At 73.3% G+C, this 16,619-nt stretch carries 13 protein-coding genes; 2 read left to right on the forward strand and 11 right to left on the reverse strand.

Features of this window, described 5'->3' with window-relative positions; translation table 11 throughout:
* The first annotated feature begins 11 nt into the window (after positions 1-11).
* Positions 12-950, forward strand: coding sequence for an acyl-CoA thioester hydrolase/BAAT C-terminal domain-containing protein (locus tag AC1DT4_RS09715; protein ID WP_477089579.1), 939 nt, complete (start codon positions 12-14; stop codon positions 948-950).
* Here AC1DT4_RS09715 and AC1DT4_RS09720 read toward each other — a convergent pair.
* From AC1DT4_RS09720 to AC1DT4_RS09765, 10 genes are all read right to left on the reverse strand, one after another.
* Positions 920-1,777, reverse strand: coding sequence for a TrmH family RNA methyltransferase (locus AC1DT4_RS09720; protein ID WP_477089580.1), 858 nt, complete (start codon positions 1,775-1,777; stop codon positions 920-922). The genes AC1DT4_RS09715 and AC1DT4_RS09720 overlap by 31 nt on opposite strands.
* Before the next feature lie 4 nt (positions 1,778-1,781).
* Positions 1,782-3,017 (reverse strand): endo-1,4-beta-xylanase, encoded by a 1,236-nt coding sequence (locus tag AC1DT4_RS09725; protein ID WP_477089581.1) that lies wholly within the window; start codon positions 3,015-3,017, stop codon positions 1,782-1,784.
* A 27-nt stretch (positions 3,018-3,044) separates the two neighbouring features.
* Positions 3,045-4,289, reverse strand: a complete 1,245-nt coding sequence (locus tag AC1DT4_RS09730; RefSeq protein WP_477089582.1) for an MFS transporter — start codon at positions 4,287-4,289, stop codon at positions 3,045-3,047.
* 20 nt (positions 4,290-4,309) lie between these two features.
* Positions 4,310-7,306 carry a hypothetical protein gene (locus AC1DT4_RS09735; RefSeq protein WP_477089583.1) on the reverse strand — a complete coding sequence of 999 codons (2,997 nt, stop codon included), beginning with the start codon at positions 7,304-7,306 and terminating at the stop codon, positions 4,310-4,312.
* Positions 7,307-7,372: 66 nt separating this feature from the next.
* Positions 7,373-9,355 (reverse strand): ABC transporter ATP-binding protein, encoded by a 1,983-nt coding sequence (locus AC1DT4_RS09740; RefSeq protein ID WP_477089584.1) that lies wholly within the window; start codon positions 9,353-9,355, stop codon positions 7,373-7,375.
* Positions 9,352-11,088, reverse strand: a complete 1,737-nt coding sequence (locus AC1DT4_RS09745; RefSeq protein ID WP_477089585.1) for an ABC transporter ATP-binding protein — start codon at positions 11,086-11,088, stop codon at positions 9,352-9,354. The genes AC1DT4_RS09740 and AC1DT4_RS09745 overlap by 4 nt, the downstream gene beginning before the upstream one ends.
* Complete coding sequence (locus AC1DT4_RS09750) at positions 11,088-11,762, reverse strand: TetR/AcrR family transcriptional regulator (protein WP_477089586.1); 675 nt, start codon at positions 11,760-11,762, stop codon at positions 11,088-11,090. The genes AC1DT4_RS09745 and AC1DT4_RS09750 overlap by 1 nt, the downstream gene beginning before the upstream one ends.
* Positions 11,763-11,866: 104 nt before the next feature.
* A complete protein-coding gene (locus AC1DT4_RS09755; RefSeq protein WP_477089587.1) occupies positions 11,867-13,030 on the reverse strand; it encodes an SPFH domain-containing protein in 1,164 nt (387 codons plus the stop codon).
* 60 nt (positions 13,031-13,090) lie between these two features.
* The gene (locus tag AC1DT4_RS09760) at positions 13,091-13,525 is read right to left on the reverse strand and encodes an NfeD family protein (protein WP_456845412.1); all 435 of its coding nucleotides are present in this window, start codon (positions 13,523-13,525) and stop codon (positions 13,091-13,093) included.
* A gap of 94 nt (positions 13,526-13,619) precedes the next feature.
* Positions 13,620-14,414 carry an ABC transporter ATP-binding protein gene (locus AC1DT4_RS09765; RefSeq protein ID WP_477089588.1) on the reverse strand — a complete coding sequence of 265 codons (795 nt, stop codon included), beginning with the start codon at positions 14,412-14,414 and terminating at the stop codon, positions 13,620-13,622.
* Between the two features lie 87 nt (positions 14,415-14,501).
* On the opposite strand from AC1DT4_RS09765, the gene AC1DT4_RS09770 reads away from it, so the two are divergent.
* Positions 14,502-15,290: a hypothetical protein gene (locus tag AC1DT4_RS09770; RefSeq protein ID WP_477089589.1), complete on the forward strand. Its 789-nt coding sequence runs from the start codon at positions 14,502-14,504 to the stop codon at positions 15,288-15,290.
* On the opposite strand, the gene glgA is transcribed toward AC1DT4_RS09770, so the two are convergent.
* Entirely contained in the window at positions 15,287-16,513 is a 1,227-nt protein-coding gene (gene glgA, locus AC1DT4_RS09775; protein WP_477089615.1) for a glycogen synthase, read from the reverse strand. The genes AC1DT4_RS09770 and glgA overlap by 4 nt on opposite strands.
* Between the last annotated feature and the right edge of the window lie 106 nt (positions 16,514-16,619).

Below are 16,619 nucleotides of genomic sequence, written 5' to 3' on the forward strand. Positions count from 1 at the left end.
GGGTGCGCGGCATGAGCCGGACGACGAGCCGCGTCATCAGGGACCGGGCCGTCTGCCGTGCGCACGGGATCGCCGGCGTGCTCGCCCGACCGGCCTCGGGGACCGAGCGCGCCGTCGTCGTGATCGGCGGGTCCGAGGGCGGGATGCACGAGCGCGACGCCGTCGCCCTGGCGGAGGAGGGCTTCGCCGCCCTCGCGCTGGCCTATTTCGGTGCACCGGGCGTCCCGTCGGCCCTGGTCGACATCCCGCTGGAGTACTTCACGCGGGCGCTCGACCTGCTCGAGGCGCAGGGGTTCGGCCCCGGCTCGATCGGGCTGCTCGGCGGTTCCCGCGGCGGCGAGGCGGCGCTGCTCGTCGGCAGCCGTGACGAGCGGGTGGGGTCCGTCGTCAGCGTCGTCGGCAGCGGGGTCGTCACCGCGGGCATCGACTACGCGGCCGGACGCCTGGACGCGATCCTGCGGATGTCCGGCCCGGCCTGGACCGTCGGCGGGGAGCCGCTGCCGTTCCTGCCGTACGACGTCACGGACGAGCTCGCGCAGACCATCGAGCGCCACGAACCGGTCGCGCTGCGCGACGGCTTCGCGGCGTTGCCGACGGACCCGGCCGCCCTGGAGCGCGTGAGCATCCCGGTCGAGCGCATCCGCGGCGGCGTCCTGCTGGTGTCCGGGGGCGACGACCAGATGTGGGACTCCCCCGCGTACAGCGGCGTCGCCGCCGACCGCCTGCGCCGCGCCGACCACCCGTACCCGTGGGCGGACGTCGTGCTCGACGGGGTCGGGCACATGATCGCCGGTCCGCCGGGCGGCGTGGCCACCAGCCACGGTCCGGGTCCCGGCGTCGTCTTCCGCTACGGCGGTGACCCCGTGATGACGGCGCGCGCACGCGCGGAGACGTGGGTCAGGACGACGGGCTTCCTGCGCTACACGCTCCCCCGGGAGGAGCCGGCCTGAGCCGTCACCCGGGTCGCCCAGAACGCCACCGCGGCGGCAGCGGCCACGTTGAGCGAGTCGACCCCGCCGGCCATCGGGATCCGCACCACGAGGTCGGACTCGGCGACGGTGACGGGCTTGAGGCCGTGCCCCTCGGCGCCGAGCACCAGCGCGAGGCGGGCCGGCGGGTCCGCCACCAGCTCGTCCAGGGTGATCGCGTCGTCGGACAGGGCGAGCGCGGCGGTGACGAACCCGGCCTCGCGCAGCAGCGAGATGCCGTCGGGCCACGGGTCGATGCGCGTCCACGGCACCTGGAACACGGTCCCCATGGAGACGCGCACCGACCGCCGGTAGAGCGGGTCGGCGCAGCGCGGGGTGACCAGCACGGCGTCGACGCCGAGCGCGGCGGCGGACCGGAAGGCCGCGCCGACGTTGGTGTGGTCGACGATGTCCTCGAGCACGGCGACCCGGCGCGCGCCGGCGAGCAGCGACGACACCGGCGCCAGGGCCGGGCGGTGCATCGCGGCGAGCGCCCCGCGGTGCACGTGGAACCCCGTGATGGCCTCGAGCACGGGCTCCTCGGCGACGTAGACCGGGACCTCCGTGTCGTCGGCCGGCAGGCTCGCCAGCAACCGCTCGAGGTCCGGCAGCCAGCGCGGCGACAGCAGGACCGAGCGCGGGCGGTGACCGGCAGCGAGCGCCCGGCCGAGGACGGTCGAGCTCTCGGCGATGTAGAGGCCCTTGGCGGGCTCCTGCCGCGATCGCAGCGCGACGTCGGTCAGCGAGACGTAGTCGGCGAGCCGCTCGTCGGCGGGGTCGGTGACGGGCTGCAGGGAGGGCACGGGCACGCGCTCATCCTCCCAGCCGGACGACGACCTCCCCGTCACGCTCGAGCGGGAACGGCGCACCGTCCACGGAGTACGTCCCGAGGAACCCGCTCACCGGCACGCGCCCCGACGCGTCCGTGCGCAGCGTCGTCGGCGGCAGCCACCACTCGTCCTTCACCAGGCGGCGCAGGGCGTGGTACGCGGGCTTCGGGGTGCCGTCGGCGCGCACGAGCCCGGCCGGCGCGCCGAGCCAGGCGCCCTCGTCGGTGATCCCCCAGTAGGTCGCCGCCTGCACGGCCGGGTGCGCCAGCAGGGTCCGGTAGTGCCGCTCGATCTCGTCCGCCTGCCGCGCCTCGCCCTCCGGCGTCGACGGCCACGACGAGACCTGGTGGTCGTTGAGGTCCTCGATGTGCGCCGGCATGAGCTCGCCGGACAGCAGCGTCGTCTCCGTGAGGTGCAGCGGGAGGCCGAACCGCGCGAACCGGTCGAGGATCGCCTGCGTCTTCTCCTCGCCCCAGTAGCCCTGGTGCATGTGGCTCTGCAGGCCGATCGCGTCGACCGGGATGCCCGCCTCGAGCACGCCCTCGATGAGGCACTCGTAGGCGGTCGACATGTCGAAGTCGTTGAGCAGCAGCGTCGCCGACGGGTTGGTCTGCCGCGCGGCGTCGAACGCCAGCCGGACGACCGGGATCCGCCCGCGGTCCCAGGCCAGCCGGGTCAGGCCGTTGGGCTCCTTGTCGAACACCGGCATGATCACGACCTCGTTGATCACGTCCCACGTGTCGATGACCCCGGCGAAGTCGGCCACCTCGCGGCGGATCCGCGCGTCCTGGACCTCGGCGATCTCGTCCGTCGTCAGGTCGAGCAGCCAGGGCGCGGCGACCGTGTGCCAGGCGAGCGGGTGGCCCTTCACGACGACGCCGCGGTCCGCGAACCAGCGCGCCGCGCGCAGCAGGCGCGCGGTGTCGGGCTGCCCGCGCACGGGCTCGAAGCCGCCCCAGTAGAACGGCAGCGTCGCGGCGTTGAAGACGTCGAACCAGAGGTCGGCCAGCGCGGCGGCCGAGTCCGCGGAGGCGCCGCCGAACACGGAGGGCTCCGCCTGCTCCCCGCCCGCGAGGCCGACGAAGTCGAACCCGATGTTGCCGAACAGGAACGCGTGCCGGTCCTGGGCGACCACCACGTCGGTGTCGGCGAGCGGGCGGCCGTCGGGCCGCAGGACGGTGACGACGGCGTCGGCGCGTCGGTGGGCGAGCGGGGGCATGCACCCAGCCTGCCACGATCGAAAACGTTATCGATCCGCCGCCACGCCGCGGTCGAGCTGCTCGACGGGGACCACGGGCCTGCGGAGCGCGCGCCCGCCGACCATGGCCGCCGCCGCCCCGACGAGGGCCACGACGGGGACCACGAGGAACGCCCGGTGGGTGCCGAACGCGTCCGCGAGCGCCCCGAGCGCGAACGGGGCCACGCCGATCGCCAGGCTGCCGACGAAGGTGGCGCGGGCCTGTGTCGCATCGGTGCGACCGGGCGCGGTGGCCAGCAGCAGGGCGACCGACAGCGGGTACTGCGCGCCGTACCCGAACCCGGCGACCACCAGCCCGACCATCGCGGTCGCGGGGGTGGTCGCGGTCCACAGGATGGCCCAACCTCCGACGGCGACGACGAACGCGACGGCCAGCAGCATGGCCGGCGCGACGCGCAGGGAGAGCGGACCGACGACGAACCGGACCGCCGACATGCCCGCCACGAGACCGGCCGTCGCGGCGGCCGCGATGCCGGCGCCCGCGCCGGTCTGCTGCAGGATCAGGCTCGTCGACCAGTAGGTCGTCGCGAACTCCAGCGAGATGCCCGCCACGAGCGTCACCAGGAAGCACCACGCCGGCACCCGGCTGCCCGTCCGTACCGGCTGCGCGGCCGGCGGGTCCTCGCCGGCGACGTGCGCGGGCGTCATCGCGCCGCCGACCGGGACGCGCGAGAGGAGGAGCACGGTGACCAGGGCCAGGGCGACGGTCACCAGCACCGCAGGGCGCCAGCCCCAGCCGACCGCGACGCAGAGGCCGACGACCAGGGGGCCGACGAGCCCGATCGAGGAGCCGACGCCGTTGCCCTCCGTCAGCGCGGCCGACGCCTTGCTGCCGTGCCGCAGGGCCAGGCCCGCCTGCGCGGCGCTGATCATGACGTTGCCGCCGAGCGCCAGCACCACCATGGCCACGAGGCTCCACCCGAGCGCCGGCGCGGCCACCAGCCCGGACGCGCCGACCGCGACGAGCCCGCACGCCAGCAGGATCGCGGTCCGGCGGCCCCGGCCGCGGACCAGCCGCGGCGTGAGGAGGGCCGCGAGGATGCCGCCCGCGGCCATGGCCGTCCCGTGCAGGCCGGCCTGCGCCTCGGAGATCCCGAGCTCGTCGGCCAGCAGGGGCACGCTCGGGTTGAAGCTGTACAGGAGCCAGCCCCAGACCGCGAAGCAGCCGTAGAACGCGATCGTCATCCGGTCGCGCGGGAACCCGGTGCGCTCGGCGTCGGGCAGGGGCGGCATGGGCCGAGCGTACGGGCCGATCAAATCGATTCGGTCAGGTCGTCCACGGCCCGCCGGTAGGCGGCCGAGCGCGGGTAGTCGGAGTGCCGCACGGCGACGAACATGTAGGCGTCCTCGTCGTACTCGCCGGCCATGCGGTCGATCGCGCGCGGTGCACCGGGTGCGGGTTCGGGGCGCTCCGGCGGCGCCGGCTCCTCGGCGTCGCGCGGCGGCCCGATCGTGTACGCGTCGACGGGAAACCCGGCGAAGTCGGTGCGCCGCCAGAGGCTGATCCACCGCGGCGCGGCCCGGCCGCCCAGCGAGTCGAGCAGCGTGAGGGCCGGCGGGTCGGTGGGCTGCAGCCGTTGCGGGACGGCGAACGGCGGCCGCGGACCCGGCACCTGGGCGTCCGCGGACCAGGGGTCCCGGTCGGTGATGCGCGGCGCGAGGCACGGCCGGGTGCCCAGCACGTGCGGCCCGAACAGCTCGGGGAAGAACCGGCCGAAGTAGGGGCGCAGCTGGGTGCCGTAGGTGAGCAGCGAGATGCGAGGGTCGGTCGACGACGCCACCGTCTCGCCGTCCATCGCGCGGACGCCGCCGTCCCAACGCGCGAACAGCGTCGAGACGGCCAGCACCGCGCCCATGCTGTGCGCCGACAGGACCACCCGCCGCTCCGGGTCCTGCGCCCGGGTGCCCACCGCGACGCCCTCGGTCTTGAGCTCGAGCCAGTCGTCGATGCGGCGCCGCAGCTCGGGCACCACGCGCTCGGAGTAGCAGGGCGGCCCGAACGGGTGCGCGGCGCGGGGCAGGAAGCACTGCAGGTCCCACAGGAAGCCCCACGGCCGGGCGGCGCCCGCCTGGCTGCCGGCCAGGACGTTGCCCGCCATCACCCCGGCGACCCCCACCAGCAGCGCCGCCACGATGGTGCGCAGCGACGTGCTGTCGCAGGCGATCCGGCAGGTCGGCGGGAAGTCCTGCGCCCGGGACGTCGCCTGGACCCACACCGCCGTCGCCAGGGCGGCCACCAGGGCGGCACCGAGCAGGGCGGCGAGCGCGCCGACCACGACCTCCGCCCGCTGCGCCATCGCGGCCGCCCTCCGGGCGCCGAGCACGATGTCCTCCCCGACGGGGTTGAGGTCACCCACACCCTCGAAGGTGCCGCCCGGTCGCACGGGGATCCGACCGGCCGTCATCCCCCGCCACACGGTGAAGGCCGCGACGAGCACGAGCCCGAGCAGCACGGCCACCGTGGCATACCCGAACGACGTGAACACCGTGGGGACCGCGACGACGTGGTGCAGCCCGCTCGTGCTGCCCTCCAGCGCCCGCGGCGTGGTGAGCGTGTCCAGGACCGGCGTCTGGACGCCCGCCGACGCCGCCGGGGCGTCGAGCAGCGCGGCGGTGCCGACGACGACCAGGCTGCTCATGAGCACGGCCAGCCCGGCCGCCAGCGCCATGAAGACGGCCGGTCCCGTCCCCGCCCACCCGGTGTACGGACGCTCGTGGACGTCGCCGTGGCTGGTGAGCACCAGGGTGGTGAGCACGACGACGAGGATCCCCGCGATGCAGGCGGCGACGATCGCGGCTCCGGTCGACGAGCCGTGCGCCAGCAGGGCGGAGCAGACGGATGCCACCACCGCCGCGCCGGTCAGCCACATCCAGGTCTGGCCGCGCAGGCCCCGCCGCAGCCCGACCCCGACGAGGCAGAGCAGCACGAGCAGCCCGACGATCCCCGTGACCACCGCGTCCGAGGCGACGGACACCGGGGCCAGCGTGCCGGGGTTCGCCCCGGGCAGGTAGTTCCCGGCTCCGACCAGGCCCAGCTGGACGCCCACGAGCAGGACGACCGCCGAGCCCAGCAGGATCGGTCCCCACGGGAGCCGGAGCACGGGGTTGGTCACGGCGACCGGGACGAGCGGCCGTGCCGACGGCGGGCCGTCGCCGTCGACGTCCGGATAGCCGGAGGTCGCCCCGACGATCCGGGCGGCGACCGCCACGAGCAGCACGACGGCCAGCGCGAACAGGACGCGCCACCACCACAGGCCCTCGTCCCCCGCCATCATCCGCTGGTGGGCGAGCAGGGCGGCCACCAGGGCGAGCCCGGCCGCGACGTGCGACGAGGCGTCGGCGCCGGCCTTCACGGACGTGCTCCAGAAGCCGGTGCGCGCCAGCACGGGAGCGTCCCACGTGTGCACGTCCTTGGTGGGCGGGCTCACGGCCCGCGTGACGGAGACGCGCTGGTCGAACCGGACCCGCCCGCTCCACGCGATGAGCACCAGCAGGACGAGCAGCGCCGCGGGGACGAGGCCGGCCAGCGCCAGCCGCTGCCCGTCGCTCAGGCCGGCCAGCGACCGGACCGCGGCAGGCAGGTGGGCGCAGACGAGCCGGGACGTCGTGGTGCGCTGGGCCTCGGTGCCGGTGCTGTCGACGATCGTCGTCGTCACGGTGCTCTGCGGACCGAAGCACTGCGTCGCGACCACGTCGACCGAGGCGGTCGAGAACGTCACCACGAGGAGCAGGGTCAGCAGCAGGCAGAAGAGGCGGGCGGCGGCCGCACCGAACGGCGGCGGCAGCTCCTCGGGCGGCCGGGGGGCCGTGGGGCGCCGCAGCCGGAAGTCCTCGGGCAGCCGCCGCGCCCAGTACGCCGCGTTCGCCACCCCGAACGGGATGAGGAACGTCCACCCCGCCCGGATCACCGCCTGCCCGAGCCCGGCGACGAACCCCAGGCCCGGCAGCGAGCTCGCGCGCGCCAGCGCCCCCCACGAGTACGCCTCGACGCGCCGCCGGTCCGAGGCGCCGGCCGCCGCCGGGTCCTTCGTCGTCCAGAAGCTGGCGAGCGTGTCCCCCTCGGTGCGCACGACCTGGTCGGCGGCGACGCCGAGCATGCCCTGGGCGGGCGTGTTGCCGACCCCGTGGATCCGCAGCTCGAGGACGGTCGGCCCCGGCGGTTCCGGCTCAGCAGGAGCCGGTACCGGCTCAGCAGGAGCCGGTACCGGCTCGACGGCCGGCGGCTTGCGCCGCACTCGCTCCCCGGCCATGGCGTCCCCCCGCAACCTCGCTCGTGCGCGACATTGCGGACATTACGCCCATCGGGTGAATGCGCGTCAGTCGACGGGCGCCACCGCCGCGGCGAACTGGCTCGCGTAGAGCCGCGCGTACGCGCCGTCGGCGTCGAGCAGGTCGTCGTGCGACCCCTGCTCGACGATCGCACCGTCCTCCATCACGAGGATGATGTCGGCGTCGCGGATGGTCGAGAGCCGGTGCGCGATGACGAACGACGTCCGCCCGTGCCGCAGCGCGTTCATCGCCTGCTGGACCAGCACCTCGGTGCGGGTGTCCACCGACGACGTCGCCTCGTCGAGGATGAGGATCGCCGGGTCGGCCAGGAAGGCCCGGGCGATGGTGAGCAGCTGCTTCTCCCCCGCCGAGACGTTGGCGCCCTCGTCGTCGACCTTCGTCTCGTAGCCGTCCGGCAGGGTGCGCACGAAGCGGTCGACGTGGGTCGCGACGGCGGCGTCGACGATCTCGTCCTGCGTCGCGTGCTCCACGCCGTAGGCGATGTTCTCGGCGAGCGTGCCGCCGAAGAGCCAGGTGTCCTGCAGGACCATGCCCATCTGCGAGCGCAGCGCGTCGCGGGTCATGTCCCGCACGTCGACGCCGTCGAGGGTGATCCGGCCGGCGTCGACCTCGTAGAACCGCATCAGGAGGTTGACCAGGGTCGTCTTGCCCGCGCCCGTCGGTCCGACGATCGCGATGGTCTGGCCCGGCTCGGCCACCAGGGACAGGTCCCGGATGAGGGGCTTCTCCGGCGAGTAGCTGAACGCCACGTTCTCGAACGCGACCCGGCCCTGGATGGGCTGGTCCGGCTGCACCGCGTCGACCGGGTCGGGCTCCTGCTCCTCGGCGTCGAGCAGCTCGAACACCCGCTCCACGGACGCGACGCCCGACTGGAGCAGGTTCGCCATGGACGCGATCGCCGTGATCGGCTGCGTGAACTGCCGGCTGTACTGGATGAACGCCTGGACGCTGCCCAGCGTGAGCGCTCCGGACGCTACCTGCAGGCCGCCGACGACCGCGACGATCACGTAGTTGAGGTTGGCGACGAAGCCGAGCGCCGGCTGGATGATCCCCGAGATGAACTGCGCCTTGAAGCTCGACTCGTACAGCCGCTCGTTGCGCTCCGCGAACACCTCGGCGGCCTCCTTCTGCCGACCGAACACGGTGACCAGGGAGTGCCCGGTGTACATCTCCTCGATGTGGGCGTTGAGCTGCCCGGTCACCGCCCACTGCTGCATGAACTGCGGGCGCGACCGCTTGGCGATCATTGCCGCGATCCACATCGAGAGCGGGACCGTGATCAGGGCGATGACCGCGAGCAGCGGCGAGATGAAGAACATCATGGCCAGCACGCCGACGACGGTCAGCACCGACGTGATCAGCTGCGAGAGCGTCTGCTGCAGCGTCTGGGCGACGTTGTCGATGTCGTTGGTGACGCGGCTGAGCAGCTCGCCGCGCGGCTGGCCGTCGTGGTACTTCAGCGGCAGCCGGGACAGCTTCGCCTCGACCCGCTGCCGCATCTGGTAGACCACGCGCTGCACGACGACGGCCGTCATCCGGCCCTGCAGCCACCCGAACAGGAACGACCCCAGGTAGATGGCCAGGACCACGAGCAGGATGTTGCGCAGGTGGGTGAAGTCGATGCCGACGCCGGGGATCGCGCCGGACGACTCGACGATGTTGGCCTGAGCCGTCTCGCCGCGCGAGCGCAGGAACTCGACCGCCTGGGCGTTCGTGGTGCCCGCAGGCAGCTGCTTGCCGATCACGCCGGCGAAGATCACGTTGGTCGCGTTGCCCAGGAGCTTCGGCCCGGTGACCGCCAGGACGACGGACGCGGTGCCCATCGCGACGATCGCCAGCATGGGCCAGCGCTCGCCGCGCATCTCGCCCAGGAACCGGCGCGCCGACCCGCGGAAGTTCATCGACTTCTCGCCGGGCATGCCCATGTTCATCATCGGACCGCCGCCGCCGGGTCCGCGGCGCTGCGGGGGGATCCGCTGGGCGGGTGCCGGACGCTCGTCGGTGCTCATGCCGCCTCCTCCACGCTGACCTGCGAGTACACGATCTCCCGGTACGTCTCCGACGACTCCAGCAGCTCGCTGTGCGTGCCGACGCCGACCACGAGGCCGTCCTCCATCACGACGATGGAGTCGGCGTGGCGGATGGTGGCCACCCGCTGCGCGACGACCAGCACGGTCGCGTCCTGCGTCTCGGGGACGAGGGCCGACCGCAACGCGGCGTCCGTCCCGTAGTCGAGCGCGGAGAACGAGTCGTCGAACAGGAAGACCGACGGCTTGCGCACCAGCGCCCGGGCGATGGCGAGCCGTTGTCTCTGGCCGCCCGACACGTTGGTGCCGCCCTGGGAGATCGGGGCGTCCAGCCCTTCGGCCAGCGCCTCGACGAACGGCCGGGCCTGGGCGACGTCGAGCGCGTGCCACAGCTCCTCGTCGGACGCCCCCGGCTTGCCGTACTCCAGGTTCGACCGGACGGTGCCGGCGAACAGGTACGGCTTCTGCGGGACGAGCCCGATCTGCGTCCACAGCTGGTCGGGGTCGAGATCGCGCACGTCGACGCCGTCGAGCAGCACCGCGCCCCCGGTCACGTCGAACAGCCGCGGAATGAGGTTCACGAGCGTCGTCTTGCCGGAGCCCGTGGAGCCGATGATGGCCGTCGTCCTGCCCGGCTCGGCCAGCAGGTCGATGCCGTGCAGGACCGAGCGCTCGGCGCCCGGGTAGCGGAACTCGACGCCCCGCAGCTCGAGCAGGCCGGGCCGGTTGCCCGGCAGCCCGCGCGGGTGCGGCGACGGCACCACCGACGTGTCGGTCGTGAGGATCTCCCCGATGCGCTCCGACGACACGACGGCCCGCGGGACCATCACGAACATCATCGTCGACATCATGACCGCGATGAGGATGTAGGCGATGTACGACAGGAACGCCGTCAGCTGGCCGATCTGCATGGCGCCCGAGTCGACGCGGTACGCACCGAACCAGAGCACCGCGACGCTCGTGATGTTCAGCACGACCATCACCGACGGGAACATGAGCGCCATGAGCTTGCCGACGCGCAGGGACGTGTCGTAGAGGTCGGTGTTCGCCTCGTCGAACCGCTGCGACTCGCGGCGCTCGCGGACGAACGCACGGACCACCCGGACCCCGGCGATCTGCTCGCGCAGCACCCGGTTGATCCCGTCGATCCGCTTCTGCATCGACCGGAAGTACGGCACCATCCGCGAGATGATCAGGCCGATGACCAGGCCGAGGACCGGCACCGAGACGAGCAGGATGCCGGAGAGCGCGACGTCCTCCTGCATCGCCATGATCACGCCGCCGACCAGCATGATCGGCGCCATGATCATCATGGTGAAGGTCATCATCGTGACCATCTGCACCTGCTGGACGTCGTTCGTCGTGCGCGTGATCAGCGTCGGCGCCCCGAACTTGGCCACCTCCTGCGCCGAGAACGTCTGCACCTGCCCGAACAGCCGCGTGCGCACGTCGCGGCCGAACGCCATCGCCGTCCGCGAGCCGTAGTAGACGGCGACGATGGCCGCGACGATCTGCACGAAGCTGACCGCGAGCATCACGCCGCCGAGGCGCATGATCTCGGCGGTGTCGCCCTTGACCACCCCGTCGTCGATGATCCGGGCGTTCAGGCTGGGCAGGTAGAGCGTCGCCATCGTCTGGATCAGCTGGAGCAGGACGACCGCGATCACCGCGCCCTGGTACGGCTTGAGGTGCTCCTTGAGCAGCTTGACCAGCATCACGAGCTCCTGTCGGTCGAGGTGGGGGCGAGGGCGCCGTGGAGGAGGAGGTCCACCAGCTGCTCGGGGTCCGGCGGACCGGTGTCCAGGCCGCGGCGGGCAGCCTCGACGGTACGCATCGTTGCCCCGAGCAGCACGGTGTTAAAGAGCTCGATCACGTCGGCGAGGGGCAGCCGGAGCAGGTGGGCGTCGGGCTCCAGCAGCTCCGCGACGGCCGCCGTGACGGCGGCCGTCCCGGCCTGCTGACGGCGCCCCCACTGCCGGATGGCGGCCTCGCGGTTCTCCGCGGTGGGCCCGGCGGGCTCCAGCCGTCCCACCTCGTGCAGCAGGCCCATCCAGCGCATCGAGTCGCCGACGTGGGCCTGCGCCTGGGTCATCAGGACGACCAGCTTGTCGCGCAGCGGCAGCGACCGGTCGATCAGCGCGATCTCGGGGACCGCGTCCGCCGGGTCGATCGCGGCGAGCACGGCCTCGCGGATCAGCGTCACCTTGTCGGTGAACACCCGGAAGAGCGTGCCCTCGGCCACCCCGGCGGCCTCGGCGAGCTCCCGCGACGTGACCGCGGCCCCTCGCGCCAGCAGCACGGGACGCACGGCCAGGAGGATCGCGGCGCGTCGCTCGTCGGGCGGCAGCGGGGCTGCCCGTCCGACGCGCGCACCGGTGGTGAGGTCCATGCGGCGAATGTAACTGAGTGAGCACTCACTCCGTGCATGTGTTCGCTGTGAGCGAACACCTCGCTCGAGCGAGTCAGGGCCGGGCCGCTGGGTCCGGCATCACCTCACTGCGTGGGCGCGTCCTCCGGCGGCTCGGGGGCCGGCGGCGTGGCGCGCGGACGCACCGCCCCCCCGCCCGGGCGCTGGCCCAGCTCGACCGACGGGTCGAACGGCAGCCCGCTCAGCGTGCCCGAGCTCGTCGCGTCCGCGGTGGCCGCGGCCGACTCGCGCCGCGCCTCGGCGAGCGCCTCCGCGGGGTCGGTCAGCGTCGTCGGCGGCAGGTCGTCGCCCAGCGGCGACGTGCCCGCGGGGCGTCCGCTGTCGTCCGGCGCGAACGGTCCGCCGAAGCCCTTGGCGAAGACGCCGAGCGCGCTCGTGAGCTCCGACGGGAGGAACCACATCTTGTTCGACGGGGTCGCCGCGATCTTCGGCAGCATCTGCAGGTACTGGTAGGCCAGCAGCTTGGGGTCGGCGTCGCCGCGGTGCACGGCGTCGAACACCTGCAGGATGGCGCGCGCCTCGCCCTCGGCGTTGAGGATCGCGGCCTGCGCGTTGCCCTCGGCCGTGAGGATCGCTGCCTGCTTCTGCCCCTCGGCCGTGAGGATCTGGGACTGCTTGATGCCCTCGGCCGTGAGGATCGTGGCGCGACGGTCACGCTCCGCGCGCATCTGCTGCTCCATCGAACCCTTGATGCTCTCGGGCGGGTCGATCGACTTGAGCTCGACGCGGTTGACGCGCACGCCCCACTTGCCGGTCGCCTCGTCGAGCACGCCACGCAGCTGGCCGTTGATCTGGTCGCGGCTGGTCAGCGTCTGCTCGAGGTCCATCGAACCGACGACGTTGCGCAGGGTCGTGACGGTGAGCTGCTCGATGCCCTGGATGTAGTTGGCGATCTCATAGACCGCCGACTTCGGCTCGGTCACCTGGAAGTAGATGACGGTGTCGATGCTGACCACGAGGTTGTCGGACGTGATCACGGGCTGCGGCGGGAACGACACCACCTGCTCGCGCAGATCGACGCTCGCGCGCACCCGGTCGACGAACGGGATGAGCAGGTGCAGGCCGGCGTCCAGCGTCCGCGAGTACCGGCCGAGCCGCTCGACCACGACCGCGGTGGCCTGCGGCACGATCCGCACCGCCCGCACCAGGGCGACGATGACGAACAGCAGGATCAGAGCGCCGACGATGTAGGCGGCGATCGTGCCCGAGCCGACGTTGTCCAAGAACATCAAGCCTCCTGACGTGGCGCGGACGCGCTGCCCGCGGGTCGTACGTGGATCGAGTCTGCGTCAGAGGCCCGCGACGGGCGCGACGACCGCGGTTGCGCCGTCGATGCGCGAGACGCGCACCTCGGTGCCCGGCGGGATCGCCTGCGCGACGTCGACGCGTGCGCTCCAGACCTCGCCGTTGAGCTTCACGCGGCCTCCCTCGACCGTGACGGTGGAGACGACGACCGCCTCCTGCCCGACGAGCGCGGCCGAGTTCGTCTCGATCAGCGGTGTGCGCTCACGCAGGCGCTTGAGCAGGAACGGCCGCAGCGTGGCCAGCAGGACCACCGAGGTCAGGGCCGCCACGATGATCTGGACGCCGACCGGGGCGCCGAGCCCGTAGGCGGCGGCGCCTGCCAGGGCTCCCCCGGCGAACATGATGAGCACCAGGTCGAGCGAGAGCATCTCGAGGATGCCCAGCACGAGCGCCGCACCGATCCACCACAGCCAACCCATCGGGGCCTACTCCCTCGGTCGGGGCGGAGTCCGTCGACGGATCCCGCGTCCCCATCGATACTAGGCTTTTTCTTTGCGATCGGTTGGCCCAACCTCAACCCTGTGACGAGTCCGCCCGTGCGGCCCAACGGCCGTCGGCCCGGTCCACGACCAGCGGCAGGTCGAAGGCTCCCGACAGCGTCTCCGGCGTGAGGACCTGGTCGATCGGCCCCGCCGCGAACGCCTTGCCCTCGCGCAGCAGCAGGATGTGCGTGAAGCCGGGCGGGATCTCCTCGACGTGGTGCGTGACCAGCACGAGGACCGGCGACTTGCGGTCGCCCGCCAGCTCGGCGAGAGCGGCGACCAGCTCCTCCCGGCCGCCGAGGTCCAGGCCGGCGGCCGGCTCGTCGAGCAGCAGCAGCTCGGGGTCGGTCATGAGCGACCGGGCGATCTGCACGCGCTTGCGCTCGCCCTCGGAGAGGGTCCCGAAGTAGCGGTCGGACAGGTGGGCCACCCCGAAGGCCGCGAGGAGGTCGGTGGCGCGCGACTCGTCCAGCGCCTCGTACTCCTCGCGCCAGCGACCGGTGACGCCGTACGCCGCGGTGAGGACGACGTCGCGCACCCGCTCCCCCGCCGGGATCCGGTCCGCGAGCGACGCGCTCGACAGACCGATCCGCGGGCGCAGCTCGAAGACGTCCACCCGGCCCATCCGCGAGCCCAGCAGGTCGGCGGTGCCGCTGGTCGGGTGCATCCGACCCGAGGCCACCTGGAGCAGGGTGGTCTTGCCGGCGCCGTTGCGGCCGAGCACCACCCAGCGCTCACCCTCCCGGACCGTCCAGCTCACCTCGTCGAGGATCGTCGTCGTTCCCCGGCGGATCGTCACGGCCTGCAGGTCGAGCACGTCGGTCATGGGCATGACCCTAACCGTCGAGCCGCACGTCGGCGGCGTGCGACGGGCCGTTCGCCGGTGGGGTTCGCTCACGTCTACCGTTGTCCGGTGGACCTCACCCTGGAGCTCCCCCGCTCCGTCCTGCTCGCCCTGTGGCTGGCGGACGACCGTGCCGACCGGTCGGTGCTGGTCGACGCCCTGCAGTCCGACGACGAGCCGCACACGGTGCAACGCCGGCCGTCCCCCGACGAGCCCCTGCGCGACGACGTCGCCGAGGAGCCCCTCGGCACGCTGCTGGATGTCCTCGCCGGATCTCCGCGGGACGTAGCGGCGGTGCTGCCGGTCCCCGGAGACCCGGGCGCGACCCCTGCGTCGGTGAGCTCCGCGGCGACCGAGGCCGGGGAGGCCGTGCTGGTCCGCACGCCGCAGGAGTGCCTCGTCGCGGTGCCCGTCGTGCAGCGCTTCGGGTCCGAGCTCGAGCCCGGGCACCTGGTCACGTGGGAGGTCTCCGAGGTGCCCGACTGGCGGCACGCCGCGCACGCGCGGACGGGTTCGCTGCAGGACGCCGAGCGGGATCTGCGCCAGGGCCTGCTCCAGGCGACGGAGGCCCTGGTCAAGCTCGACGTCGCCCGGTGGCGGCCCGACGCCGCCGAGCAGGTCGCGGCGCTGCGGGACCTGGAGCTGCCCGCCTGGCGGCTGCCGGACGGGCTCGAGGGACGGCGGGTCCGCGTGCTCGCGTCCGCCGCCCGCCTGCGGGCCATCGTCGCGCTGGCCACCCAGGACGACGGCGCCGCGGTCAACCTGTGGCAGGCCGACCAGCGCTCGACCGCCCTGCGCGAGGTCGACCGGATGGCCCGCCGCGCGATGTCGGCGGCGGCGTCCCAGCTCAGCCCTTAGGCCAGCGCCGCCCGGTACACCTCGAGGGTCCGGTCCGCGATGGCCTCCCACGTGAAGTGGTCCTCGACCCGCCGCCGCGAGGCCAGCCCCCACTCCGCCGTGCGCGCGGTGCTGCCGACGACGTCCGTGAGCGCCTCGGCCAGGTCGGCGACGAATCGGTCGGGGTCCACCGGGGTGCCGGTGCCGTCCTGCAGCTGGTCGATGGGCACGAGGCGGCCCGTGACGCCGTCGTCGATGACCTCGGGGATGCCGCCCGTGGCGGTCCCGACGACCGGCAGCCCCACCGCCATCGCCTCGAGGTTGACGATGCCGAGGGGCTCGTAGATCGAGGGGCACGCGAACACCGTGCCGTGCATGAGGACCGCGATGAGCTCGTCGCGCGGCAGCATCTGCTCGATCCACACCACGCCCGACCGGCGCGCCCGCAGCTGCTCGACCAGCCCGCTGACCTCGGCCATGATCGCCGGGGTGTCCGGGGCGCCGGCGCACAGCACCACCTGGACGTCCGGCGGCAGCAGCTCGGCCGCGCGCAGGAAGTACGGCAGCCCCTTCTGGCGGGTGATCCGACCGACGAAGACGACGGCCGGGCGCGACGGGTCGATGCCGAGCGCCCGCACGGTCGCGTCCGCCTTCGCGACGGCCTCGTCGTCGGTCGGGCGCTGCCACTGGTCGAGGTCGATCCCGTTGTGCACGACCTTGACCAGCGCCGGGTCGACCTTCGGGTAGGCCCGCAGGATGTCCTCCCGCATGCCCCCGCTCACGGCGATCACCGCCGCGGCGCCCTCGTAGGCGGTCTTCTCGGCCCAGCTGGACAGCGCGTAGCCACCGCCCAGCTGCTCGGCCTTCCACGGCCGCAGCGGCTCGAGGCTGTGCGCGCTGACGACGTGGGGCAGGCCGTGCAGCAGGCCGGCCAGGTGCCCGCCGAGGTTGGCGTACCAGGTGTGCGAGTGCACCAGGTCGGACGCGACGCCGTCGGGACCGACCTTGCCGACCGCGTCGGCCATCTCGAGGTCGATGCCGAACGTCTGCAGGGCGGCATTGGCGTTCGCGAGCTCCGTGGGCACCGAGTACCCCGTGACCCGGGGGTCCTCGCGCGGTCCGTCGAAGCAGTGGACGCGCACGTCGATCGTGCGCTCGAGGACGCGGGACAGCCCCGCGACATGGACGCCAGCACCGCCGTAGATGAACGGCGGGTACTCCCGGGTCAGCAGGTCGACACGCACTTCAACCATCCCCTCGCCACCGGCACCCGCGTCCGGCTCTCCCGCCGACACGCTAGCGCGTGAGCGACACCACGCCTCGCTGGGACCGCGCCGGGGGCCTAGGGTC

It is taken from the genome of Cellulomonas sp. P4_D11 (genome assembly GCF_056401915.1).

Excerpts from the sequence above, each read along its gene's own strand:
- AC1DT4_RS09735 (WP_477089583.1), bottom strand. The coding sequence starts at position 7,306 with ATGGCCGGGGAGCGAGTGCGGCGCAAGCCGCCGGCCGTCGAGCCGGTA.
- AC1DT4_RS09740 (WP_477089584.1), bottom strand. The coding sequence starts at position 9,355 with ATGAGCACCGACGAGCGTCCGGCACCCGCCCAGCGGATCCCCCCGCAG.
- AC1DT4_RS09765 (WP_477089588.1), bottom strand. The coding sequence starts at position 14,414 with ATGACCGACGTGCTCGACCTGCAGGCCGTGACGATCCGCCGGGGAACG.
- AC1DT4_RS09725 (WP_477089581.1), bottom strand. The coding sequence starts at position 3,017 with ATGCCCCCGCTCGCCCACCGACGCGCCGACGCCGTCGTCACCGTCCTG.
- AC1DT4_RS09750 (WP_477089586.1), bottom strand. The coding sequence starts at position 11,762 with ATGGACCTCACCACCGGTGCGCGCGTCGGACGGGCAGCCCCGCTGCCG.
- AC1DT4_RS09745 (WP_477089585.1), bottom strand. The coding sequence starts at position 11,088 with ATGCTGGTCAAGCTGCTCAAGGAGCACCTCAAGCCGTACCAGGGCGCG.
- AC1DT4_RS09715 (WP_477089579.1), top strand. The coding sequence starts at position 12 with ATGAGCCGGACGACGAGCCGCGTCATCAGGGACCGGGCCGTCTGCCGT.
- AC1DT4_RS09730 (WP_477089582.1), bottom strand. The coding sequence starts at position 4,289 with ATGCCGCCCCTGCCCGACGCCGAGCGCACCGGGTTCCCGCGCGACCGG.
- AC1DT4_RS09760 (WP_456845412.1), bottom strand. The coding sequence starts at position 13,525 with ATGGGTTGGCTGTGGTGGATCGGTGCGGCGCTCGTGCTGGGCATCCTC.
- AC1DT4_RS09755 (WP_477089587.1), bottom strand. The coding sequence starts at position 13,030 with ATGTTCTTGGACAACGTCGGCTCGGGCACGATCGCCGCCTACATCGTC.